Here is a 24,733-nt window from a genome sequence, read left to right on the forward strand (position 1 = left end):
ATGTAACGAAACTACAAAGGGGATTATTAATGAAAAACTTCCGCTATGAAATAGTAAAGATACCTGCGTATCGAGGAGTCGGATTAAAGTGGGATGGTCCGTACACAGAAATTACTATTCTGAAAGAACTTATTGCTAATGTGAGTAGTAGAGTTCACGAGTTAGATCATACAATCAATCCAAAAGTGCAATTAGGATTGTCCTATCATCTTAGACCCGATGGATTTGTACATTATTCTGTATATGAAGTTAGTGAAGAACAAGAGTTCCCTGAAGGAATGATGGAAATAAACGTACCAGAAATGACATATTTAATGACACATCATACAAGAGAGCAAGACATCGGTCAAACTTATGGGAAAATATTGGAGTGGCTAAAAATAAGTGATTATGAACCTTACATTGAGCCGAATGTTGATTATTATGATGATTTACCAATAAAGCACGAAAGGTATCCGAGTGATCGTGATGTAAATAACCCCCATTTTGATATTTATATACCTATACAGCGTAATAAGTGAGGGATAGAACAATGATTTCATTAAAAGATGTAAAGGATGCCAAAGAACGAATTAGCGCTATAGCGCATGTTACGCCGATTCTACAATCAGAGCAACTCTCCAAAATATGTGGAAATCAGATGTTTTTAAAATCGGAGCATTTCCAAAAGACAGGTTCATTTAAAATACGAGGAGCAAGCAACAAAGTCATACATGCTATTGAAAATGGAGCGAAGTATGTAACAGCGGCATCATCAGGCAATCACGGCCAAGCCGTCGCCTATATTGCAAATAAATATGGAGTTCCGGCAACAATTGTCGTTCCTGAAAACGTCAGTACGTGTAAAGTTAACGCAATACAAGCATACAATGGCAAGGTGGAAATGTGCGGTACTACTTCTGGAGAGCGATTGCCAAGAGCACAGGCGATTGCCGATCAAGAAAAAGGCGTATTCATTCCTCCGTATGACGACCCATTCATAATGGCAGGGCAAGGAACGATTGGATTGGAAATTTTAAACCAGGTGGAAAATGTCGACGTAATCATTGTCCCCATCGGAGGCGGGGGGCTCATATCCGGAATTCTGACTGCAATTAAAGAAACGAATCCGAACATCAAAGTGATTGGTGTAGAGCCTGAGCTTGCCAATGATACATACCTTTCTTTGCAAAATAAGAAAATTACCGCAATCAATGCTGCCGCTACCATTGCAGATGGATTAAGAACCAACCAGCCAGGTGACCTAACCTTCCCTGTTCTTGAGAAATATCTGGACGATATGGTCGTTGTTAGCGAAGACGAAATCCGTCAGGCATTCAGTTTCATTTTGGAACGCACGAAGCAACTAATAGAACCGTCAAGCGCCACAACAGTAGCAGCCGCTATGTTCAATAAACTGAACATCCAAGGTAAAAACATTGTAACCGTCATCTCTGGTGGAAACGTAGATTTAGATAAAGTTCATCAGTATATTGTTACTACTACGAGGTGACTGATTCTAATACATTGTCCGTTTCGTAAAGGGTTTTAGGAAGTAGCTAAATTGGGGGTGAGTTATATGTTATTGGTATATATTGTTATTGGACTATTTATTTTGTATTTAGTCATCTTTGCAGCAGTAAAGGATGCGATTGATAAGTCGGAAGTTGGAAAGTTACTAATAATGAAGTATAGAGTTAACAATAAAACTCTTCCGGTCAGTGACGAGGAAATAGAAAAGGAGTTAGAAGACGATTTTAAGGATTAGAAATAGGGGATGATAAATAGTAAACTAAAGGTCACGTTAGTAGGGAAATAAAGGACATAACGCTAAATACGTTATGTCCTTTATTGCTAGTTAATGAATTTCTCAATTTCATCCTTATGATCATCCACGAACGTATCTAACAACTGATTTATTTTTTTGTCGAATTCTTCTACTTCATCAGCTTCAACAGATTCAAATGTCTGCCCAAGCATCTCTTCAATGTAAGCAATCATATAAACGCTTGTTTCACTCATTATTTCATAATGTTTAACGAGCTACTCATTTAGATCCATTCCCAGTTTTTTAGCTTGGGATTCTGGGAATTGACGTCTTTCTTTTGCCATTTCACTGTCGTCGTCCTTTGGTGGATAAAGCTCTACTACTGAACTTTTCGTTTCCTGAATTTCTTGGAGTTTGTCAGACACATCGAGATTCAATCTCTTTGCTTCTTGGACGGCTAATTTCGCTTTTATCATCCCATCTAGATTCTCTAAAACTTTATCATCCTCATATAAAAAGCGCAGTTCACCGACTGTAATTTCATCCCCTCTTACAATGGCCGCAACGTCGTCATCCTCATACTTGGAAATAGAATTGCATCCAGCCAGGATTAGTATACAGCTAAGAAACATGACACTTGTAATTCTTTTCATTCATCCCACCCCTTTGTTTACATGAACACTCCTCATTCATTCACAAACAATAATTTGCCGCTCGAAGGTCCCCTTTTTCGCAACACAGCGATCAACGATTTCGAAGCCTGCTTCAGTAATCATATGATCCATTGGTTCAATCGTGACAACGACCAGTCTCGAAGTAATTCGTCTAGCGTCTTTTAAGATTTCCTGTTGTCCTTCAGCGGTGATGTGCGTGAAGAGATTATAGGGCATGTCAATAATCGCAGCATCATATGTATCCGTCACATCGGAAATAGGGCCGATGACAACTTCCCCCTCCAACCCGAAGTGGGCGAGGTTCTTCCTCGAGCCGAGACAGACGAGAGGGTTGATGTCTCTGCCGACAATGTCAATGCCCATGGAGCGCGCTTCTACCAAGACCGTGCCGATTCCGCAACAAGGATCGATTGCCCGAATCCCTTCCGGATGCGGTACGGCGATGTTTGCGACAGCCCGGGCAACGCGTGTACTCAGCGCAGTGGAATACATATGAGGCTTTTGCATATGAAACCGCCAGATCGGCTCGCTCTCCACTAAAATGCCGAAATGCCAAATTTCATCCAGTGAGACAATCCCGAAATTGACCTTCGGCTCCAGTAAATCCGCTTCCCCTTGGATAACTTCACCGATCTTCCGCTCAATGCTGCGCCGCTCCGGATGATGGAGTTTTGCAGTCGTGTCAAGGGCGATCGAGTTCAGGCAAGTCACTTTGAATGATTTATGGGTGACAAATTCAGATGCCTGCTCGATTAGTTCGTCCAAATTGTTCCCGGAGAATAGTACTTCAAGTCGCTCCTTCATGAAAGGGCTCCTGCTCGGATCGATCTTTACACTGCTCTTGATGAGATTCGATGGCCCGTCAAAACCGAAAAAGGCCCTCATTTCCAACCGACAAAGATCATGTTCGTCAGTTTGCCTTACATATGTGTAGATGAATTCTTTGTTTTCAACTTCAAATGCATGTTTCAATTTGCCGCCTCGATCCCTTCAAGCAATTTGAAGAGGAACTGATAGGCGAGGTCAATGGCATCTTTTATTGCCATGTCCTTTTGGAAGCCGTCAAGTTGGTCGAGAGGAATATTTACATCCCAAAGACCGTCCTTGTCTGAGAACATTGCGCTATAAGTTTTTAAACCGAGATTTTCATCCAAATAGTCCTTCAGGAAAGCACCCCATTTTTTCTGGACTTTCAAACCGAAGAGGACAGTGAACGTCCTGAAGACATCATCCATTTCAATAGCGATACCATCGATACCGATTGTTTCGAATGCATCCGATTCAACATACAAGAATTCCTCGGCATTTTTGGAGAAATAAGAGACAGGCTCTTGCATGAATGAATCCTGTTCTTCCTTGAGCACATCTTCTGTCTCTTTCAAGCATCTTTCAATGACTGGAAAACTCCATTCTTTATTTTCAACTTCAATGTTTTCAGTAAGTAAACCTTGTTTAACAGCGTACTCTCTTTCAATCGGGAACAATGAAGTACCGTCTTGAGCGACTAATTTTGCGATTTTATCTTTCAACATGGAAGACACTCCTTTTCACTCACAAGTATACATCACTTCATAACTCTTATGCCGGGTTATTCATCCGGATACCAAGGATTCAAATGGATGAGCACTTCATCCACATCTGCATGTTCATTGATGATTAAATTTCGGATTTCACTCGAAATGTCATGGCCTTCCTGGATCGTCAACGTTCCGGAAATGCCGATCCGTAAATCGACAAGTACATAATGCCCGTGCTCGCGCGCACGTAGTCTGTCAATCCTTTTCACTTCAGGGACCGTACGAATCAACGCGGCAAATTCCCGGAGCCGCTCTTCGGACACATTTTTTTCCATCAGGATGTCCATCGAGTCTTTCCCTATCTCATAAGCAAGTCTGAGGACAAGCACAGAGACGATTACCCCTGCAAAAGGGTCTCCGTATAACAGGAAAGGGATATGATAAGCGTCGCCGATCAATGCCAAGCCGATACCGACAACAGCTGCGAGCGATGCATAGACGTCTGCCAAATGGTCATACGCCGTAGCAATCAAACCTTTACTGTTCACTTTCTTGCCAATGCGCATCGTGTAGATATAGAGGGCCTGCTTCCAGATGAGGGATATGATGGCTGTGAGTAGGGCGATGACACTCGCTTTCGCCGGCTCCTCAAAAAAAGCTTTGACAGCTTCGTATCCGATATAAATGGCTGCAATCCCTAAAATGATCGCAACAATGCCAGACCCAATGACTTCAGCTTTTCCATGACCGTAAGGATGATCGTCATCAGCAGGACGTTGTGAATATCGCATGGACGTCAATGCGGCAGCTGATGCGACGACATCTCCCGCGTTATGGAAGCCATCCGCCAGTAAAACGGGACTGTTGAACAGCACCCCAACGAGGATTTTCAGGACGGTTAATACGATATTACTCATCAAGCTGATCCATATCGCAAAAACTGAAGCGATGGAATGGTTTTGGTTAGTTGACATTAATCTGGCCTCCAAGCATTTTTTCCCTAGGGAAACAAAAACCCTTGACATATTGTTGTCAAGGGTTGGGCAAAATATAATCTATTGGTGCAATCATCATATACATTTATCATGGTCATCACTCTTTTTTCGTCAGTCAATAAAGCATAGCACTAACCACCAGTGTGGGCAAGGAATCGGCAAAGAATGACAAAGGTTGCAACCTGAATCGGATTTCATTGCAATTGCTAGATCGATTTATTATAATACAATATAATGAATAAAAATACATATGAGAGGTTGATACTATATGAAACTTTGGGGAGGCCGTTTTACAAGCCGCGCTGATGAAATTATGGAGCAGTTCAACACGTCATTGCCTGTTGATTATAGATTATACAAGGAAGATATAGCAGGAAGCTTGGCACACGTCGCGATGCTTGTCCATACCGATTTACTGACTCCTGAAGAAGGGGACTTGCTCGTACAAGGATTGGAATCGATAAAGCATGATATTGAAAACGGTGACCTCGACATTGAAGGTGATTATGAAGATATCCACTCTTTCGTAGAGATGAATTTGACAGAACGAATCGGGGAAACGGGGAAGAAGCTCCATACCGCGCGCAGCAGGAACGACCAAGTGGCGGTCGATATGCGCCTGTATGCAAAGAATAAAGCGGTCGAAGTCATAGACGGCTTGCAGACTCTGATCGATTCCTTGCATGCAAAAGCTGCAGCGAATAATGTCATCATGCCAGGATATACACATTTGCAACGAGCACAAGTCGTCACATTCGGCCATCATTTAGGAGCCTATGAGCAAATGTTCAAGCGTGATAAAAAACGTGTCGGCAATGCGCTGGATTTATTGGATGAAAACCCGTTAGGATGCGGAGCGCTTGCAGGTACTACACATAATATCGACAGAAACGTGACGACTACACTATTAGGCTTTTCGAAACCGGTCGATAACTTTCTTGACGGTGTGAGCGACCGGGATTATATGCTGGAACTCATGTCCGACTTCTCCATTATCATGATGCATTTGAGCCGTTTAAGCGAAGAGCTGATTTTATGGAGCAGCCAGGAATTTAAATTTATCTCGATGGCAGATGCATACTCCACGGGCAGCAGCATCATGCCGCAGAAGAAAAATCCGGACGCAGCGGAACTCATCCGCGGTAAAACTGGAAGAGTGTACGGCTCCTTATTCGCTTTATTGACGACATTGAAAGGTTTGCCTCTAACGTATAACAAAGACATGCAAGAGGATAAAGAGCAGTTTTTTGACGCACTCGATACTGTCCTTGATTGCATGGAGGTCATGTCGAAGATGATCGACACATTGACGGTGAATGCAGACAATATGAAAGCGGCCATCAAAGCCGGCTTCCTGAATGCAACTGAAGTCGCCGATTATTTGGTAGCGAAAGGTACACCGTTCCGTGACGCCCATGAAATCGTCGGTAAAATCATCATTTATTGCGAAGCGGAGAAGAAAGCGATTGAAGATTTGACTGTGCAGGAGCTTGCTAAGTTCAGTGAGAAAATCGAAGATGACATTTACGACTATATCGACTACGAAAATATCTTGACGAAGGGGAATAAGGGGTTGATGAGGGAAGTCGGCGAGTAAGCGAATACGCCGGGAAACCGTGTGCTCATAAAAGTCGTTTTTGAGCTCATAAAACCAGAAAGCCAGAGGGATTTCCTCTGGCTTTTCTCATACGCTCTGAATTCTATAATGAATCGTCAAAAACGGTATCGAAAAAATCCACATTTCATGCCTTGCGGTCAGCGAGCCGTCTCCTTCTTCGCGAACAACGAAATTTTCCTCTAGCGGCAGTCTAAAATACTTTCCTAATTTCGTTGTCAAATAGATACCCGCGTCTGAATCAGGAAAAATTTTCATGCTCGTCAGCTGCAAGTCATTTCCATGTTCGATCAACTCCAAGACGCCTGTCATCGTGGAACAAGGGAGCGGCAATGCGATATTCATGAAATACTGTCCTTCATTCGTTTGATGTGAGGAATAAAGGGCGATGAATGCATAGTGTTCATCCACCTTTCGGATCCAAGCGCGGACATCCTCCCGTCCATCCACGCCATTATGTAATGTAAGTATATCGCCCGTCATTTCAACCTCATTCCGATGGAGCGGCAAATTGATCTGCTCCGTTCTCCGGCTAATGAATGAATAAAAAAATGCAAATGGCTTGAACCATCGATGCCAATGGACAGTGGCGAACAGGCGGTAATCGATCGTGTTTTCGTAAAAATCCAGGATACGAGGCGAAACCTTGTTTATTCCATAAAGATTCATGTTATCAACAAGACCTCTATGCTTACCCGGCTCGCCAAGCTGAGCGATACGCTGCTTTCCTTTTACTCTACTAATCGGGAAATTTGGTTCTTTATAAACGGAAGAGGGAACGGACAACGCCCATCCAACAATGCCAAATAGCGCAAAGACAATGCAATTCAAGACGCCATGGAAGCGAAGCATGAAGTCAATCGTAATGGAAGTGAGACCGAAACCATTTCCTAGTACGTAAAGGAGCGAGAAGACTATTGTGAGACCGAGCGACGTGAATGAAGTGACGATGAGCCATTTTTGCATACGGGTCGGAAAGCGCGTACGCCATGCAATTGCGATTAATCCAGCCAATCCGACGATGTAAAGGAGTACAGAAAACAACTCGATCCATCTTGAAAAGGTAATGCCGATTGCGACGACCATCGGTGCTGCCAATAAGAGTCCTGTGAAAAACGAAAAGGACTTCGGCTTATACAGCCTTCCCAGAAGTCCAATGAAAATAGGCAATAAAAATGCGGAGTAATGGAAATGAATGCCGGTCAGCCAAGTTAATAATGGGGTGAAGCCCGTATCAATATCCGCTATATAGGCAAAATACCAACCACCGCCGAGTGCTATGTACATCATCCCGAGATCGATTGAAAACTCCTCGATATTTGTGAATCCGCGGCGCGAAAACCGGGTCAGTCCATACAATGCAATGATAACTGTGAACGCCAAATAGATGATGGCAGGAATCGCGGACCATTCAGGTGAAAATAGTTGGATGATAGCAATCGATATATAGGCTGGAATCGCAAAAAAAGAATAGAACCTCGAAAACCAATCCCCACGCTTCATTACTGAACGAAGTGCTATCGGTACATAAACGATCTGCGCAATTGTCAGCAATAAAAATGGCCACGGCTCCTTACTGAAAACTGCTATGATCATAAAGAATAGAAAGTGGATAAGCACGAATTTACGCATCTTGGACAAACTCCCCTTCATAGGAAAAGACATGGCCGATCAGCGGATTCCGTACGTTTACGTTTATACGATAAACCGCGGCCGCTTCATCATAACATTCCGTCACCGTCGCTAAACCTTGCAAGAGCTTTGGTAAAGGCAACTCGACTTTGCCGAGGACGAGGCGTTGATTCAAAGAATGGATCGTCAGCGAACCATCATCCGAAACGTCGAAAGCCAAATCGGAATAGACTAGTGGCGGCTCCCCGAGATAATCTTTTATGACAAGGCGTTTTTCATCCAAGCTCATCAACGCATTGAAATAGCGCTTTGTCGTACCGAAATGAAAGATGCGCTCCCAATGAATTTGACTTTCGCCATTGGAGCCAAGAAAGGCTGTGTTCTTGATTGAAAATGGAACGTTTATTCCTCGTTCCGGGAATAGCAGTTTCCAGTTGACACCAATCTTGAAAAGGGGATATAGCCACTTAGGGCCTCCTTTAATTTCCTTCATTGTTCCCGTCGCTTCAAAAACATTGCCATCTGCAAGGTCATAACGTTTTTGCAGCATCGGATGCAACCGTTTGAAATTTTCTCCGAGAACCGTTCTATAAATTGACACTTGTCCATTCACCTTTTCCTTTTGCAACTTTTTGCTGTAGGGACGTCTTCACTCGTCCAATAACCGATAAGTGATAGAACAAACAATGACAGATTGAATGTCACTGGGTTAAAGGGGTGCATAGCCACGTCAGGAGCCGCAATGATCGCTGCAACGGTGAGTAAAGGAAAGACTGCTATCTGAATGGCGAATAAATGCTTTTTCTTCTGATAAAAGAACCAAAGAATCCCTAACAGCACCTCAGCGATGCCAATGCCGATTATCATTGCAGTTAGTTTTGAATCCTCCAGGGGTAATGCGCTCGCCAACATCCGTTTCTCCTCGGGGTGGTTCCCGATGATTTTTGGAATAAGTCCATGATAAATCCATATGAAGGAAAACAGTATGGCAAGTCCATATGTCGAGAAAAAGCGGAAGTATTGGGAACGGGGAGCTTCCCCTTTCTCAAGCCATCGTTTCAACACATCGAAACTGAGGGCAGTGCCCCATCCAATGATAGGGCGGAAGATGAATGTATCAAACGCTTTGCCGAACTTACCAAAATTCGGATCATAATCATATTGCGTTAAAAATCTCGTCCCTTCTTGCCGGAGCTCATATTTCCAGTATCCTTTTCCTTCCTTAATTGGCGAAAACCATTGATCAGTTCCGAAATGAAGAGAGGAAGACCGCGTGCCATCTCCTTTATTGAATGTCCCTGTACTTTTCCCCCAGCCTTCAACGGTGAATAGGGGAGTGACGCTCCGTTTGTACGTGAACTTCTGCGGCTCGCCATCTTTTTTCGGCAAATAGGTGATGGAGGAGAACCTCAGATCCCACTGCGAATGCAAGTCCGGATCTTGAGAAGCATTCCATACATTATCTATATTTGAATCAATCTCTATTTCAACGTAAATAGGCTTTTTATTCATCAAGTTTCACCTCATAGCAATGACGATTTTGGAAAAGATAGGTTGCCAAACTAGAGTACGAAAAGTTATCGATCATTTCCCATATTTTATCGATCATTTCCCGAAAGTTATCGGTCAATCTGGAGAAGATATCGATTATTTCCCAACGTATATCGATCATTTCCCGGAAGTTATTGTCGTTTTAGGACTAATGGCCCGCCAGTTTCCAACGCTTCCAACCTCACAACACAAAAAAAAGGAGCCGCTAAGCTCCTTTTTTTCATCCCATTATATTGTAGCCACCATCGACGTAAATAATTTCGCCGGTTACACCGCTTGAAAGATCGCTTAACATCGCAATCGACATCTTCGCGACTTCCTCATTTGTAATATTGCGTTTCAACGGAGCTTTTTCTTCGATTTGCCCCAAAATCGTGTTGAAGGAAGGAACGCCTTTCGCGGAAAGGGTCCGGACTGCGCCTGCTGAAATCGCATTGACGCGGATTGCTTCTTTCCCTAAATCATTTGCCAAGTAGCGGACAGATGCTTCAAGCGCAGCCTTTGCCACACCCATTACATTGTATCCGTCAAGCACCCGTTCAGCACCTAAATAGCTCATTGTGATGATCGAGCCGCCTTCTGTCATGAAGCGACGCGCTTCCCTAGCTGTTGCAACGAGGGAATAAGCGCTTGAATCTTGTGCGAATGCATAGCCGCTCCTTGTTGTTTCGACAAAATCATTGCGTAAATCTTCTGCATGCGCAAATGCGATCGAATGGACAATTCCGTGTATTGTACCTAGTGTTTCGCCGATCAATGTAAATGCATGTTGAATGCTTTCATCTTCATTCACATCACATTGGACGATCATTTTCGGCTCCAGTCCATTGCTTTCCAATGCTTTCTCCAGCTTGGCAAGGGAACGTTCTTTACGGTACGTGAAAATAACATTCGCACCTACTTCAAAAAGGGACTTCGCTACACCCCAAGCAATGCTTCGCTCGTTTGCAACACCCATAACGACAATGTTCTTTCCTTTAAGCTTCAATAAATCTTCCATAATGGCCTCCTCAATCGGTAGAAAACTATCACCTAATATTAGTACCTGATAATAACAATAGTATAGCATATTCTCCTTTAATTCAAAACTCCAATCATAAAGCCGGGAATAAAAAATAAGTACAAAATTTATAATAATACAGTTGACTTTATATTTATGCATACGTATACTAATCCTAACGATAAAAGGGGTGGGGGACATGAAGATAGGAATCATCGGTGCTACCGGGTATGGCGGGCTTGAATTGATTCGATTGTTGCACAATCATCCGGAAGTGGAACAAATCGATTTATTCACATCATCTGATGAAGGGACATCGTTTTCCGCCAAATTTCCACATGTCACGAACTTGTATGATCAGTCTCTTCTGAAAATAGATCATGCACAATTGAAGAATTATGATGTCCTGTTTGCGAGTACACCGGCGGGAGTGACGAGCCATTTACTGCCACCGCTCATCGGAAATGGACCTAAATTGATAGATTTGTCCGGAGAATTCCGTTTGAAAGATACGGCGGAGTATGAACAATGGTATAAGAAAACTCCTGCACCAGCTGAAGCGGTCGAGCTAAGCGCCTACGGATTGACGGAATGGAATTACGAAACGATTAAAAACGCACAGCTCATTGCGAACCCGGGCTGCTATCCGACTGCAGTGCTACTTTCTTTACTGCCGTTACTTAAAGAGAGACTGATAGATCCCTCGGCACTTATCATCGATGCGAAAAGTGGCGTGTCAGGAGCCGGGAATACACCGGGGCCGATGACGCATTTCAGTGAAACAAATGAAAACTTTTCGATCTATAAAATAAATGAGCACCAGCATATTCCCGAAATTGAACAAGGGATTGCCCAGTTTAGTAATCAAAAAGTACCAGTGACGTTCACAACACATCTCGTTCCGATGACGAGGGGGATAATGGCTACGAGCTATGCACCCGTGAATGCGGGCGTCACGGAAGAACAGCTTGTCAACTGTTTGAAAGATACCTATGAGGGCCGACCTTTTGTAAGGATCATGAATGAATCGAAGAAATTTTGTACGAAGCAAGTGGCCGGTTCAAACTTCTGTGATATTCACGTGAAAGTGGATCCGAGGACGAACCGGGCAACAATCGTCTCGGTCATCGACAACTTGGTGAAAGGCGCTGCCGGGCAGGCAGTGCAAAATATGAATGTGCAATTCGGTTTGGATGAAACGTCAGGATTGACACAAGTTCCATTATTCATTTAAAGAGGAGGAATTGGTATGGCGGTAGCTGTTCAACAATTGAAACCCGTATCAGGCAAAAATATAGCAACACCTAAAGGGTTCAAAGCGGTCGGCATCCATTGCGGACTGAAGCACAAGAAATATGATTTGGCGGTATTGCTCAGCGACGTCCCGGCGAGTGTGGCGGGTGTTTTTACAACGAACGCCATCCAGGCGGCCCCTCTTGTAGTGACGAAAGAAGTTGTGCACAAAAACGGTAAGATGCAGGCGGTCATCGTCAATTCAGGCAATGCGAATGCATGCACCGGGAAACAGGGCATGATCGATGCGCTCCTGATGCAGGAGAAGACGGCCGAGCAATTCGGCATTGCTCCGGACTTGGTAGGAGTGGCGTCAACAGGCGTCATCGGCGAGAAACTGAATATGGAACCTTTGCTGAAAGGGATTGAACAGCTGAAGCCGACAAATACTCTCGAAGGGTCCATTCAGTTTTCCCAAGCAATCTTGACAACGGATACGGTCACGAAGAACACTGCCTACCGAACTGAAGTGGATGGCAAGGAAGTCATCGTCGCGGGTACAGCGAAAGGTTCAGGGATGATTGAACCGAATATGGCCACGATGCTTGGCTTTATTACGACGGATGCGAAAATCGACTCTGTCCATTTACAGGAAGCTTTGAAGTCAGTGACTGATGTGACATTCAACTCGATTACGGTTGATGGAGATACGTCCACGAACGACATGGTCCTCGTGCTGGCGAACGGCATGGCGGAAAACGAGCCATTATCTCCTGCGCATCCTGACTGGGACTCCTTCATCCAGACTTTGCATGCAGTCGCACAAGACCTTGCAAAAATGATTGCAAAGGACGGGGAAGGGGCGACAAAGCTCATCGAAGTTGAAGTGGATGGTGCCGTGACAGACGCTGAAGCGAGAAAAATCGCCAAGACGGTTGTCGGCTCTCCACTCGTTAAGACAGCAGTGTTCGGCTGCGACGCAAACTGGGGAAGGGTCATTGCAGCGGTCGGGTATAGCGGTGCGTCCGTCGATCCTCTAGGAATTACAATAAAGATTGGTGACACACCAGTCGTCAAGGACGGCGAGCCGGTCATCTTCTCTGAAGAGCAGCTGCTACATTACTTGAAACAGCCTGAAGTGAAGATTCATGTCGGGTTGAATAAAGGAAATGGCCACGGAATAGCATGGGGGTGCGATTTGACATATGACTACGTTCAAATCAATGCTTCTTACCGATCGTAAACGGATTGTCATTAAGCTCGGAGGCAGTATGCTCGAAGGGTTGCAAAGCGGTTTTTTTACGAAATTTCACGAAATGAAAAGTGCCGGCTACGAAATTGTCATTGTCCATGGAGGCGGGCCTTCCATCAATACAGCGTTAAAGAAGAATGCGATTGCGTCGAACATCGACAATGGCATTCGGGTCACTTGCGATCAATCCATCGCAATCGTGAGGGATGTCTTGATCGGTGAAGTGAATCCATCACTAGTCCATCAGTTGAATCGTGAAGGCATCGATGCAATCGGACTGAGCGGATTCGACGGGAAACTATTGTCGTGTACATTGCTCGATAAAGAACGCTATGGCTTTGTTGGTGACATTCAGCAGGTGAATGACCGTTTGCTTGTAAAATTACTAGCCAGTGGAATTGTTCCTGTCGTCTCTTGTATCGGTGCAACGGAATGCGGTAAACCCCTCAATATAAACGCGGATACAGTTGCTAGCAAAATTGCGCTAGCGATTGGTGCGGAGAGTCTCCTGTTTGTGACGGATACACCTGGAATAAAGATCGGAAATGAAATTCAATCAACCGTTTCGCCAAGCGATATCGCAAAATGGATTGAGGCTGGAGATATATACGGTGGGATGATCCCAAAAGTGAATGCTGCAATCGACTGCTTGGATGCCGGCGTGCCATCCGTCCAAATTGCAGATCAGCATTTGTCAGGCACAACAATCGGTTTTGAGGAGGTTTTCAGTTGAGTACGTTATTCAAAAATTATGCACGGCGACCGGTGCATCTCGTAAAAGGCGAGGGGACAGTCGTTGAAGATGCAGATGGCAAGCAATATCTCGATTTCACGAGCGGCATTGCTGTTGTCAGCCTAGGTCATGCGCATCCTGCAATCGTCAATGCGATTCAAGTTCAAAGTGAAAAGCTGTGGCATGTATCGAATTTATTCGAAAGCCCAGAGCAGGAAAATCTCGCTGCTTCATTAATCAATGACACGCATTTCTCTCATGCTTTCTTCTGCAACAGCGGAGCGGAAGCGAATGAAGCGGCGATAAAGCTCGCGAGGAAGCATACAGGCAAATCGACGATCATCACTTTCGACCAATCATTTCATGGGCGAACATTCGGAGCGATGTCGGCGACAGGCCAGGATAAAATCAAGCAAGGATTCGGCCCGATGCTTGAAACGTTCAAGACTGTGCCGTTCAATGACCCTGCAGCTTTGGAAGCGGTTATCGATGACGATGTGGCGGCGATTATGCTTGAAGTGATTCAAGGGGAAGGTGGAATCCACGCAGTAACTCCCGAGTTCGCTACTGTCATTTCTGACATTTGCAAGTCGAAGGGGATTTTATGCATTGTCGATGAAGTCCAAACCGGCATCGGTAGAACTGGCACACGCTACGCCTACGAGCAGTCGGGTTTAAAACCCGACATTATGACACTAGCCAAAGGATTGGGCGGGGGCTTCCCGATCGGGGCGATGCTCGGAACAGCTGAACAATTCGATTCGTTCGGACCTGGAACGCATGGCACCACATTCGGAGGGAACCCGCTTGCTGTCGCAGTTGCGCAGACAGTAGTGGATCATGTTTTCGACAAAAATTTTCTGAAGGATGTCCAGGAGAAATCCGAAGCTTTGATTCAGAGATTGAAAGAGAGCCTGCCGCCTGAACAATTCGACATCCGCGGAAAGGGATTGCTCATTGGCATCGATTGCAAGGGAGACGTTTCTCCTTACATCCGCCAAGCGGAAGAAGCAGGGCTCCTTGTCGTGCAGGCCGGTTCCGATGTAATTCGCTTGCTGCCACCGTTGACTGTCACTGAGGAGGAAATCGACCAGGCAGTCGACATCTTGACTTCCATTGTACTCGTGCCATCTACTATATGATAAAAAAAGCGGATCTCCCGGACTGGGGAAATCCGTTTTTCTCTGGTTTGGAATAGGTGATTAGTCCTGAGAGGAGCATAACTCACCTCAACTCGCGAAAACCTCGCAAAGATTGCGCCAAAACGCCACTCAACTCGCTCAAACCTTCTGCTAACACCGTCTCTTTAGAAAGATCTCCCATTATGATATGCTCAAATTGCATTTATCACGAAAGAGAGGCGATAGGATGAAGCTCGAAGAAACACAAAGCTACACTAAGCAACTTAGCTTCGGGAAAAAAACTTGGTTATTGATTATCGGTATTATCTTTATCGCTTCAACGTTACGTTCACCTTTGACGTCCGTTGGCCCAATTATCGGTCCGATACGGGATGGGCTGGGAATGTCGAATGTACTGGCGGGCTTAGTGACGACAATCCCTCTTTTGGCGTTCGCCTTCATATCGCCAATAGCTCCTAAACTATCGAAGAGGTTCGGTATGGAGTTGACTCTATTCATCTCTCTATGTTTATTGACGGTCGGCATCTTAATCCGTTCGGCTGGATCCATATTGTTTTTAGTCGCTGGGACGTTCCTTATCGGTGTCGCTATCGCGTTCGGGAATGTATTGTTGCCAGCCTTGTTGAAATTAAGCTTTCCATTACATATTGGGTTAATGACGGGAATCTACTCGGTCGCCATGAACATATCAGCGACAACGGCTTCGGGCATCAGCGCACCGATTGTACTCAATACACAACTCGGTTGGCAAGGTGCATTGGGGATATGGGCTGCCTTATCCGCGCTAGCGTTGCTATTATGGATACCTCAGCTGAAAAACAGAGTATCCTTGCAAACGGTAGATGAAAAAGCATCTATAGAGAAATCACCTATCTTATGGCGCTCACCGATTGCTTGGGCGGTCACGTTTTTCATGGGGCTGCAGTCATTGCTATTTTATTGTACAGCTGCATGGCTGCCTGAAATACTCATATCTGAGGGCATGACGGCCGAGAAAGCGGGCTGGATGTTTTCCCTTTTACAATTATCACAGTTGCCGATGACATTCATCATTCCAATTCTCGCAGGAAAATTGAAGGATCAGCGGATGATCGTAGTCGGCGTAGCGGCTTTATATTTGATTGGCTATGGCGGCGTTCTCGCAGGGGGATTATCGTGGACTCCATTATGGATGATTGCAATTGGGATTGCCGGCGGTGCTTCCTTTGGACTCGCGATGATGTTTTTCACACTGCGGACGGAGACCCATACAGAGGCCGCTGAGTTATCAGGAATGGCCCAATCATCAGGCTATCTGCTAGCAGCTATCGGACCTGTGCTTTTTGGGTTTCTTCATGATGCGACGGGTTCTTGGAAAAGTCCGTTGTTGATTTTTATTTTAGCTTCATTGCTCTTCCTTATTTTTGGATTGAAAGCAGGTCGAGATGAAAAGGTGACAGTTTAAAATGAATGTAACTTTTACCAATCCACTCCGTCTGATTCATTGAATAGCCGAAGTAAGGAGAGAGAGATTATGAAAAAAATTGGAGCAGTTGCATTAACCGCATTATTGGCAGGAAGCGCGTGGACACCTTTTGCAGTTCAGGCAAACGAAGACGTGATTCAAATGGAAAAAGAAGAAGTGAAGGATGCTTCGGAGTATGTGAGAGCGATAGGGGTTATTACGAATATCGAGGACAGGGATAACGATCTGATGGTAACTGTCGAAAATGAACAAGGTCTTATCACGATTTTCCGCATTCAAGACAAGACACTTCTATTCAATAGCGGTACGACAAATGACATGAAGCCGACCGACTTGAAAAAGGACATGAAAGTGGAAGCGTATTACGATAAAAACAAGCCGATGATCTTGATTTATCCAGCGCAAATAACACCGGAACTTTTCTTTGTCATCGATAAAGAAAAACAGGGCAGCGTCAAAGTCGGTAAATTCGATGAAGATTTCCTCAGCTTGGATAAAGAACTGAAGCTGAACATTGGGGAAGAGACGACAATCGTTAACGAAGAGGGCAAGAAAATTAGTAAAGCTGAGTTGAAAGGCAAGGAATTGGTCGTGTTTTATTCAATTACGACAAGAAGCTTGCCGCCACAAACGCCCCCTACTAAAATTATCGCACTTGACCCATTGACCGGTGAGGGCACGGGTGAAGGAGTAGAGGAAAATCCTGTAACTCCGGAGATCCCAGAATCCATAAGTGACATAATTGAAAGCGACCATTACATGAAAGACGGCGTGAAGATGATTCCGTTGCGCAAAGTTGCGGAAGAGCTCGGGTATTATGTGCTCTCCCAGTCAAAAATCAATGGAGCACTTCTCACAAAAGGGAATGTCTCTTTTACAATCACTCGCGGTGAGAAAATGTACGGCTACAATAAAAGCCTCCAACAATTCACCATTGCGCCTGAGTTGATCGGCGGCAATAAAACATACGTGTCTGAAGACATTCTTGAATTGCTGCTTAGCAACGATTAATTACGACATAGCCCGGATCTGCTTATGATAGCAGAATTCCGGGCTGTTTTTTGTACAAACGAGAGGGTGACCTATAAGTGTACACACTTCTTTGACAGTCTTCTCATACAATGAAATAGGATGGGGAATGTCACTCACACTTAGAAGGAAGTGTTTGAGTTGTATAAAAAAAATAATAATGGAAATCAAAATCCTGCGTATACACTAAATGATTTATTAAAAGGGAAAGACTTAGAAATCATTGCAGCATCACTTCTATTATTAGGCAAGCTAAGAGTGGATTCTGTCATACTTTTCCGTAATAGCCCAACTGTTACGGTGACATTACTCGGTGCTTTCCAAGATGAAGCGAAAAATGGTAATAAAATGGCTGATTTCTTAAGTGAAAATGGAGATATTACAATCGATGAAATTTTTGAAGGCATTCAAAGTCGTATGAATAGAGGATAGGGGAGATAAGAATGGTCGGCAACACGACAGGTAACAATACGACCGGTTTTTCAGGGACTTCATTCATAAACATAGTCATTCTAATTATTTTATTGTTATTAGTCATCTTTGGTTCTGCTGATTTAAGCAAACTCACTGGTGCACCTTAATGGTGAAAAACGAGTATCAACAGCATAGTAAAAGGGCTGCCAGCCTTAATTTCAAGTCATGGGCAACCCTTTTATTTTATGACAAACGTTCTTTGAAATCCTCATAACCAAATTCCTTGATGACTTTCGGACCGTCTGCAATAGTATTCAGTACGATTGCAGGTAACTCCATCCCGTTGAATGTGTTGTTCTTCACCATGGAATAATGGGCCATGTCACAGAAGACAAGCCTATCTCCGGCAGTTAACGGGTGATCAAACGAGTAATCTCCGATAACATCCCCCGCCAGGCAAGTTGGTCCGCCAAACCGGTATGTGATTGTTTTTTCGTTAGGCAGCCCTGCACCGACGATTTCTGGCCGGTATGGCATCTCCAAAACGTCAGGCATATGGCATGAAGCCGACGTATCCAAAATGGCAAGCGGCATTCCGTTATGCAACGTATCCAATACAGTCGTTACAAGGAAGCCTGTGTTCAATGCGATTGCTTCGCCGGGTTCCAAATACACATCAAGTCCATATTTCTCCTTCATGAATAGAATCGATTCGACTAGTGTCTCAATGTCATAGTCGGGACGGGTAATATGGTGACCGCCGCCGAAATTGATCCATTTCATGTTTTTTAAATACTTGCCGAACTTTTCATCAACGACTTGAATCGTACGGGCAAGCGTGTCGGAATTCTGTTCGCACATCGTATGGAAATGCAAGCCGCTGATCCCTTCCAACTCATCCGGTTCGAAATTCTCTAGCGTTACGCCGAATCGGGAGAAAGTGAAGCACGGATTATACATATCCACATCAATTTCCGAGTACTCGGGATTGATCCGAATGCCGCATTCAATCGGTTTTGGATAGTTTTTCACTTGATCTCTGAAACGTCTCCATTGATCAAACGAGTTGAACACGAGATGATCGGAGTACGATAGGATTTCCTCAAAATCAGATTCTGTGAATGCAGGGGAGTACGTATGGACTTCTTTCCCCATCTCTTCATATCCTAATTTCGCTTCCAATAACCCGCTTGATGTCACTCCGTTTAAATATTGCCCAATGAGCGGGTAGACGGAGAACATTGAAAACCCTTTTTGGGCCAATAAAATTTTACAGCCTGTCCGGTCGATAATCGACTTCAGTAGTTCCAAGTTTTTGATTAATAATCCTTCATCGACTACATACGAAGGGGAGGGGACTGCTTGTGGATCGAAATTCAACTTCATTTGTTGCGTACCTCCTATCAATCGATCAGCTCTGGGTTGAAATCTTCCTGCCAAGGCAGACCGTATTCGTTCAATGCTTCCATGAATGGATCCGGATTGAACTCTTCAACATTATAAACGCCAGGTTTTTTCCATTCACCTTTAAGGAAGAGCATCGCGCCTATCATTGCTGGAACGCCCGTTGTGTACGAAATTGCTTGGGATCCAACTTCGCGATAACATTCTTGGTGGTCGGATACGTTGTAGACGTAATACGTCTTCTCTTCGCCATCTTTTGTTCCTTGGAAAATACAGCCGATGTTCGTTTTACCTTTTGTGCGAGGTCCTAGGGAAGCAGGGTCAGGAAGAACCGCCTTCAGGAACTGTAAAGGCACGATTTGCTGGCCTTCGAATTCAATTGGTTCAATCGATGTCAAGCCGACATTTTCAAGCACTTTCAAATGCGTCAAGTATTTTTCAGAGAATGTCATCCAGAAACGGATTTTCTTGATGCCTTTAATGTTTTGTGCAAGTGACTCCAATTCTTCGTGATAGAGAAGGTATACATCTTTGGGACCGATTTCAGGCAGATCGTATACGCGTTTTTCGGATAGTGGCGGAGTTTCGATGAACTCCCCATTTTCCCAGTAACGGCCATTTGCTGTAATTTCGCGGATGTTGATCTCCGGGTTGAAGTTAGTTGCAAATGGATAGCCGTGGTCTCCAGCATTCGCGTCCACGATATCGATCGTATGGATTTCATCGAAATAGTGCTTTTGCGCATAAGCGGAGAAAACGCCTGTGACGCCTGGGTCGAAGCCGCAGCCTAGGATAGCAGTAAGGCCTGCTTCCTCGAATTTTTCGCGGTATGCCCATTGCCATTTATATTCGAATTTCGCCGTATCGAGAGGCTCATAGTTCGCTGTATCCAAATAGTGGACGCCCGTTTCTAGGCACGCATCCATGATTGTCAAGTCTTGGTATGGCAATGCGACGTTGATGACGATGTCCGGCTTGAAGCTGTTAATCAGTTCAACCAATTCTTCGACATTGTCCGCGTCTACTTGAGCTGTCTGGATTTTTGTGCGGCCGCCGTCCAGCTTTTCCTTCAACGCATCACATTTCGATTTTGTACGGCTCGCGATGCAAATTTCTTCAAACACGTCAGGTACCTGTACACATTTATGCACAACAACACTTGCTACTCCACCTGCTCCGATGATTAACGCTTTACCCAATCAAAACACCACCCATAATTATTTTTGAATTGCCAATAAAAGTTCGCGCAGCACTTTACAAGCAACTGCAGTAGAAACACCGCTTTGATCATAAATCGGTGATAGCTCATTGACATCGCAGCCTACAATATTCAGGTCGCTCACTGTCAAAATGGCTTGTAATAATTCCATGAAACTGACTCCGCCAGCTTCGGGAGTTCCAGTACCAGGGAAGACGGAAGGATCTAACACATCTAAGTCAATCGTCAGATATACCGGTTTCCCTTGTAATCTATTAACGATATCTTCCAGTCCATTAAAATTGAACTTATTCGTGTAGACATGGCCCTTGCCCCATTGGAACTCGCTGCGGTCTCCGGAACGTATGCCGAATTGGAAAATCCGATCGTCCCCGAGGATGTCCCAAACACGGTGGATAACCGTCGCGTGCGATAATTTCTCATCGAGGTAATCGTCCCGCAAATCCGCGTGGGCATCGAATTGAATAATATGCAAATCAGGGAATTGCTCAGCGACAGCACGGACCGATCCGAGCGTCACTAAATGCTCGCCGCCGATCATGCAAGGGATTTTGCCGTCTTGCACGACTTTCCGCGTGTATTCTTCGATTTGTCCTAAAGCCCTTTCCGTGTTCCCGAAACTTAACTCAAGATCTCCGCCGTCATACACGGGGATGTCTTCCAAATCTTTATCCTGATATGGACTGTATGTCTCAATTCCGAAAGATTCACCGCGCATCACCTTGCTTGCGAATCTTGTACCCGGGCGGAATGACGTTGTCGAATCAAAAGGGGCGCCGAAAACGACGATGCCTGATTCGTTATATTCGTTGTCGCAACCAATGAACGTTTCGATATTTTTATTCAACATCTTTCAATTGCTCCTTTACGTAGTTCGGCAAGGCAAATGAGCCGACGTGGATATCGGTGTTGTAGTACTTTGTTTCCAAGCCGAGCTGATTCCAAGCATCTGCATTCAAATCTTTGATTGGATCATATTTTTTGGAGGCGAAACCGAACAGCCAATGACCCGAAGGATATGTCGGAATATGCAATTGGTACACTTCGCATACCGGGAAGAACCCGATGATCCGCTTATGTGCCCGCTGCATGCCTAACGCGTCTTCTTCATAGAAAGGGCTTTCGTGTTGATTGACAAGAATGCCTTCATCGTTCAATGCCTTATAGCAGTTGCCGTAAAATTCCCTTGTGAACAAGCCTTCTCCCGGTCCGAATGGATCCGTCGAGTCGACGATGATCAAATCATATTCATCATTTCGGGAACGGACAAATTTCAAGCCGTCCTCGAAATGAAGATGAACGCGGGGATCTTCGAGTTTGCTAGCGGTTTGAGGGATGAATTCCCGGCATACGTCAACGACCATTTCGTCGATTTCAACCATATCAATATGCTCGATCGAATCATATTTCGTCAGTTCCCGGATCGTGCCGCCATCTCCAGCTCCGATGACGAGCACTTTCTTAATGTCGGGATTCGTTGCCATCGGAACGTGAGTGATCATGTCGTGATAAATGAATTCATCCTTCTCAGTGACCATGACGTAGCCGTCCAATGTGAGAACTCGGCCGAATTCAGCTGTTTCAAAAACATCGATTTTCTGGAACTCGCTTTTCCCGGTATATAGGTGCTCAATGACTCTCATCGAAAATTGGACGTCCGGCGAATGGTTTTCCCTATACCATAAATTCATTGCTCAGCCTCCTTCAAAACGTTGATATACTCGATTTTGCTATCTTCCGTACCTGTCATGAAGCTGCCCTTGTCCTTGCAATATTGGATGTATTGCAAAATCTCGGGAGTGATCCGTTCCCCAGGCGCCAAAATCGGTATGCCGGGCGGGTAGGCCATGACGAATTCGCTGGCAATGCGGCCGGCGCTATCGTTTATAGGAAGCGTCTCCTTCGGCGCATAAAACGCTTTTTGAGGCGTATAGACGACCTGAGGAGTTATATATTCATGGTCGAACAAGCCGCCTTTGTCCTTGCTGTAGCGTCTCTTGATTTCAGCGAGCGCCGAGACGAGGCGTTCGAGATCCAATCGGCGGTCTCCGACTGATATGTACGCCAAGATGTTGCCGATGTCCCCGAACTCGATTTGAATATCATATTCATCCCGCAGAATGTCATACACTTCGACACCTGCCAATCCTAGCTCAAGTGTATGGACGGAAAGCTTTGTCGTATCGAAATCAAAAATTGTATCGCCGTTCTTCAACTCATCCGAAAAAGCGTAGTAACCGCTAATCTTATTGATTTCCTCGCGGGTATACTGTGCCATTTCTCCAACTTTCCGGAAGATCTCCTGCCCATTCAAAGCGAGATTTTTCCGTGAAATATCAAGGGAGGAGAGGAGCAGATACGAGCCGCTCGTCGTTTGCGTTAGATTGATAATTTGTCTTGTGTATCCTTCGCTCACTTCATTATTAATCAACAACAATGAGCTCTGGGTCAATGAACCGCCCGATTTATGCATGCTCACTGAAGCCATATCGGCGCCCACAGACATCGCGGAAGCAGGCAGGTCGTCACTAAAATAAAAATGCGTTCCATGCGCCTCGTCAACAAGGACGAGCATTCCGTGGCGATGGGCAAGATCAGTAATCGCCTGCATATTCGAACAGATGCCGTAATACGTCGGGTTGTTGATAAGGATCGCTTTAGCGTCAGGATGTTCGAGGATTGCCCTTTCGACATCCTTCACCGCCATACCCAGAGGGATTCCAAGTTCATTGTTCACGCCTGGATTGACATAGACAGGGATAGCTCCGCTCAGGATGAGTGCATTGATGGCGCTGCGGTGCACATTTCGGGGCATGATGATCTTTTCGCCCGCCTTGCACGCCGTCATGACCATCGCTTGTACAGCGGAAGTCGTCCCGTTCACCATGAAAAAGGCGTGCTTCGCTCCGAAAGCTTCGGCTGCCAGCTCCTCAGCTTCCCGGATGACGGAAACGGGGTGAATCAAATTATCCAACGGCTTCATAGAATTGACATCCACCGTCATGCAATTTTCACCTAAAAAAGCGGTCAGCTCCTCGTTTCCTCTGCCACGTTTATGGCCGGGGACATCGAAAGGAACGACCCGCATCTTTTTGTAATTGTTTAGAGCCTCCATAATCGGGGCTTTCTGTTGTGAAAGAATGTCCAACACCGTCCTCTCACTCTTCATATATATTGGAACCGCTGAAAATTTCAATCATCTCTTTACGTAGGTTGTTTGTGATATTCAGCCTTTCTTTCGGAGGTATTTCATACACATCCGTATTGAAAAGGTAATTTTGTAAATTGATGTCCTTGATCAGCAGCTTTGTATGAAAAATATTTGATTGATATACATTAACATCGATGGCGTCATACTTCTGCAACGTCTCACTGTCGATATAATCCTGAATCGACGTCATTTTATGGTCCATAAATAATTTCTTCCCTTTATCATCACGGGTAAAACCGCGTACGCGATAATCCGTCGTAATGATATCAGAGTCGAAGCTGCCAATCAGATAATCCAGTGCGTTCAAAGGGGAAATTTCACCACAAGTTGATACTTCGATATCGACACGGAACGTGGCGATCGAATTATCCGGGTGATATTCAGGATACGTATGGACGGTGACATGGCTTTTATCCAAATGGCCAACAACCGAATCCCGGGTCTTCAAAATATCGATTTCCCCGCGGTTGCACGATTCATCGATCACAGCGACAGGGAGTGTCTCCTCCGTAATCAGGATGGTGACACTTGCACCTTGTGGATCATAGTCCTGTTTGCTCACATTCAATACATGGGCTCCAACGATCTCGGTCACATCATAAAGAATGTTCGTCAACCGTTCCGAATTGTATTGCTCATCGATGTAGGCAATATAATCTTTTTGTTCCCGCTCACTTTTTGCATAGCTCACATCATAGATGTTGAAGCTAAGTGTTTTGGTGAGGTTGTTAAAGCCGTATAACTTCAGCTTATTTTCCAACCCGAATATCCCTCCTTTATTCGACAAAATCGACAAAATCATTCTAATTATAAAGTAAAAAACTTCCTAGTCAAGATAATTTATTTCCGCTTTGCACTAGGTTCCGATAAGCTTTAAAGTAGTAGGAAAATAAAGGAGCT

26 protein-coding genes are annotated in these 24,733 nt (G+C 44.8%); 11 read left to right on the forward strand and 15 right to left on the reverse strand.

Annotated features, from left to right (window positions below):
• Window positions 1-29: 29 nt before the first annotated feature.
• From OC538_RS17400 to OC538_RS17410, 3 genes are all read left to right on the forward strand, one after another.
• Window positions 30-521 (forward strand): GyrI-like domain-containing protein, encoded by a 492-nt coding sequence (locus OC538_RS17400; protein ID WP_262177631.1) that lies wholly within the window; start codon window positions 30-32, stop codon window positions 519-521.
• Between the two features lie 11 nt (window positions 522-532).
• A complete protein-coding gene (locus tag OC538_RS17405; RefSeq protein ID WP_262177633.1) occupies window positions 533-1,492 on the forward strand; it encodes a threonine/serine dehydratase in 960 nt (319 codons plus the stop codon).
• A gap of 66 nt (window positions 1,493-1,558) precedes the next feature.
• Complete coding sequence (locus tag OC538_RS17410; RefSeq protein WP_251695054.1) at window positions 1,559-1,747, forward strand: hypothetical protein; 189 nt, start codon at window positions 1,559-1,561, stop codon at window positions 1,745-1,747.
• Window positions 1,748-1,833: 86 nt separating this feature from the next.
• On the opposite strand, the gene OC538_RS17415 is transcribed toward OC538_RS17410, so the two are convergent.
• The 5 genes from OC538_RS17415 to OC538_RS17435 are packed head-to-tail and all read right to left on the reverse strand — an operon-like array spanning window position 1,834 to window position 4,912.
• Window positions 1,834-1,980, reverse strand: coding sequence for a hypothetical protein (locus tag OC538_RS17415; protein ID WP_262177637.1), 147 nt, complete (start codon window positions 1,978-1,980; stop codon window positions 1,834-1,836).
• Between the two features lie 42 nt (window positions 1,981-2,022).
• Window positions 2,023-2,400, reverse strand: coding sequence for a hypothetical protein (locus OC538_RS17420; protein ID WP_262177639.1), 378 nt, complete (start codon window positions 2,398-2,400; stop codon window positions 2,023-2,025).
• Between the two features lie 36 nt (window positions 2,401-2,436).
• Entirely contained in the window at window positions 2,437-3,393 is a 957-nt protein-coding gene (locus OC538_RS17425; RefSeq protein WP_262177641.1) for a TRM11 family SAM-dependent methyltransferase, read from the reverse strand.
• Window positions 3,390-3,953: a branched-chain amino acid aminotransferase gene (locus OC538_RS17430; RefSeq protein WP_262177643.1), complete on the reverse strand. Its 564-nt coding sequence runs from the start codon at window positions 3,951-3,953 to the stop codon at window positions 3,390-3,392. The genes OC538_RS17425 and OC538_RS17430 overlap by 4 nt, the downstream gene beginning before the upstream one ends.
• A 56-nt stretch (window positions 3,954-4,009) precedes the next feature.
• The gene (locus OC538_RS17435) at window positions 4,010-4,912 is read right to left on the reverse strand and encodes a cation diffusion facilitator family transporter (RefSeq protein ID WP_262177645.1); all 903 of its coding nucleotides are present in this window, start codon (window positions 4,910-4,912) and stop codon (window positions 4,010-4,012) included.
• A 289-nt stretch (window positions 4,913-5,201) separates the two neighbouring features.
• On the opposite strand from OC538_RS17435, the gene argH reads away from it, so the two are divergent.
• Window positions 5,202-6,530: an argininosuccinate lyase gene (argH, locus tag OC538_RS17440; RefSeq protein WP_262177648.1), complete on the forward strand. Its 1,329-nt coding sequence runs from the start codon at window positions 5,202-5,204 to the stop codon at window positions 6,528-6,530.
• 87 nt (window positions 6,531-6,617) lie between these two features.
• On the opposite strand, the gene OC538_RS17445 is transcribed toward argH, so the two are convergent.
• From OC538_RS17445 to OC538_RS17460, 4 genes are all read right to left on the reverse strand, one after another.
• Entirely contained in the window at window positions 6,618-8,180 is a 1,563-nt protein-coding gene (locus OC538_RS17445) for a YndJ family protein (RefSeq protein WP_262177651.1), read from the reverse strand.
• Complete coding sequence (locus OC538_RS17450) at window positions 8,173-8,781, reverse strand: DUF4166 domain-containing protein (protein WP_251695047.1); 609 nt, start codon at window positions 8,779-8,781, stop codon at window positions 8,173-8,175. Before OC538_RS17450 ends, OC538_RS17445 begins: the two co-directional genes overlap by 8 nt.
• Before the next feature lie 8 nt (window positions 8,782-8,789).
• The gene (locus OC538_RS17455) at window positions 8,790-9,692 is read right to left on the reverse strand and encodes a DoxX-like family protein (RefSeq protein WP_262177655.1); all 903 of its coding nucleotides are present in this window, start codon (window positions 9,690-9,692) and stop codon (window positions 8,790-8,792) included.
• Window positions 9,693-9,951: 259 nt separating this feature from the next.
• A complete protein-coding gene (locus OC538_RS17460) occupies window positions 9,952-10,731 on the reverse strand; it encodes an enoyl-ACP reductase (protein WP_262177658.1) in 780 nt (259 codons plus the stop codon).
• Between the two features lie 199 nt (window positions 10,732-10,930).
• Between OC538_RS17460 and argC the strand changes: the two genes are divergently transcribed.
• The 7 genes from argC to OC538_RS17495 all read left to right on the forward strand — a co-directional run bounded on the left by argC (window position 10,931) and on the right by OC538_RS17495 (window position 18,017).
• Window positions 10,931-11,965 carry an N-acetyl-gamma-glutamyl-phosphate reductase gene (gene argC, locus OC538_RS17465; protein ID WP_262177661.1) on the forward strand — a complete coding sequence of 345 codons (1,035 nt, stop codon included), beginning with the start codon at window positions 10,931-10,933 and terminating at the stop codon, window positions 11,963-11,965.
• 15 nt (window positions 11,966-11,980) lie between these two features.
• Entirely contained in the window at window positions 11,981-13,207 is a 1,227-nt protein-coding gene (gene argJ, locus OC538_RS17470) for a bifunctional ornithine acetyltransferase/N-acetylglutamate synthase (protein ID WP_262177663.1), read from the forward strand.
• On the forward strand, window positions 13,170-13,949 hold the full coding sequence (argB, locus tag OC538_RS17475; RefSeq protein ID WP_262177665.1) for an acetylglutamate kinase: 780 nt from the start codon (window positions 13,170-13,172) through the stop codon (window positions 13,947-13,949). The genes argJ and argB overlap by 38 nt, the downstream gene beginning before the upstream one ends.
• A complete protein-coding gene (locus OC538_RS17480) occupies window positions 13,946-15,091 on the forward strand; it encodes an acetylornithine transaminase (RefSeq protein ID WP_262177667.1) in 1,146 nt (381 codons plus the stop codon). The genes argB and OC538_RS17480 overlap by 4 nt, the downstream gene beginning before the upstream one ends.
• Before the next feature lie 226 nt (window positions 15,092-15,317).
• Entirely contained in the window at window positions 15,318-16,535 is a 1,218-nt protein-coding gene (locus tag OC538_RS17485; RefSeq protein WP_262177669.1) for a CynX/NimT family MFS transporter, read from the forward strand.
• A gap of 69 nt (window positions 16,536-16,604) precedes the next feature.
• Window positions 16,605-17,567, forward strand: a complete 963-nt coding sequence (locus OC538_RS17490; RefSeq protein ID WP_262177670.1) for a copper amine oxidase N-terminal domain-containing protein — start codon at window positions 16,605-16,607, stop codon at window positions 17,565-17,567.
• Between the two features lie 159 nt (window positions 17,568-17,726).
• Window positions 17,727-18,017 (forward strand): hypothetical protein, encoded by a 291-nt coding sequence (locus tag OC538_RS17495; RefSeq protein WP_251695039.1) that lies wholly within the window; start codon window positions 17,727-17,729, stop codon window positions 18,015-18,017.
• A gap of 225 nt (window positions 18,018-18,242) precedes the next feature.
• On the opposite strand, the gene nspC is transcribed toward OC538_RS17495, so the two are convergent.
• From nspC to speD, 6 genes are read right to left on the reverse strand one after another with little or no spacing between them, the layout of a single operon-like run.
• Window positions 18,243-19,379: a carboxynorspermidine decarboxylase gene (nspC, locus tag OC538_RS17500; protein ID WP_410055891.1), complete on the reverse strand. Its 1,137-nt coding sequence runs from the start codon at window positions 19,377-19,379 to the stop codon at window positions 18,243-18,245.
• 23 nt (window positions 19,380-19,402) lie between these two features.
• On the reverse strand, window positions 19,403-20,602 hold the full coding sequence (locus OC538_RS17505) for a saccharopine dehydrogenase family protein (protein WP_262177673.1): 1,200 nt from the start codon (window positions 20,600-20,602) through the stop codon (window positions 19,403-19,405).
• Window positions 20,603-20,620: 18 nt separating this feature from the next.
• A complete protein-coding gene (speB, locus tag OC538_RS17510; protein WP_262177675.1) occupies window positions 20,621-21,472 on the reverse strand; it encodes an agmatinase in 852 nt (283 codons plus the stop codon).
• Window positions 21,462-22,313, reverse strand: coding sequence for a polyamine aminopropyltransferase (gene speE, locus OC538_RS17515; RefSeq protein WP_262177678.1), 852 nt, complete (start codon window positions 22,311-22,313; stop codon window positions 21,462-21,464). Before speE ends, speB begins: the two co-directional genes overlap by 11 nt.
• Complete coding sequence (locus OC538_RS17520; RefSeq protein ID WP_262177680.1) at window positions 22,310-23,791, reverse strand: aminotransferase class I/II-fold pyridoxal phosphate-dependent enzyme; 1,482 nt, start codon at window positions 23,789-23,791, stop codon at window positions 22,310-22,312. Before OC538_RS17520 ends, speE begins: the two co-directional genes overlap by 4 nt.
• On the reverse strand, window positions 23,781-24,593 hold the full coding sequence (gene speD / locus OC538_RS17525; protein WP_251695032.1) for an adenosylmethionine decarboxylase: 813 nt from the start codon (window positions 24,591-24,593) through the stop codon (window positions 23,781-23,783). The genes OC538_RS17520 and speD overlap by 11 nt, the downstream gene beginning before the upstream one ends.
• Window positions 24,594-24,733 lie beyond the last annotated feature (140 nt).

The sequence above is a fragment of the Saccharococcus sp. Marseille-Q5394 genome (assembly GCF_946901335.1).
Taxonomy (GTDB): Bacteria; Bacillota; Bacilli; order Bacillales_A; family Planococcaceae; genus Sporosarcina; species Sporosarcina luteola_C.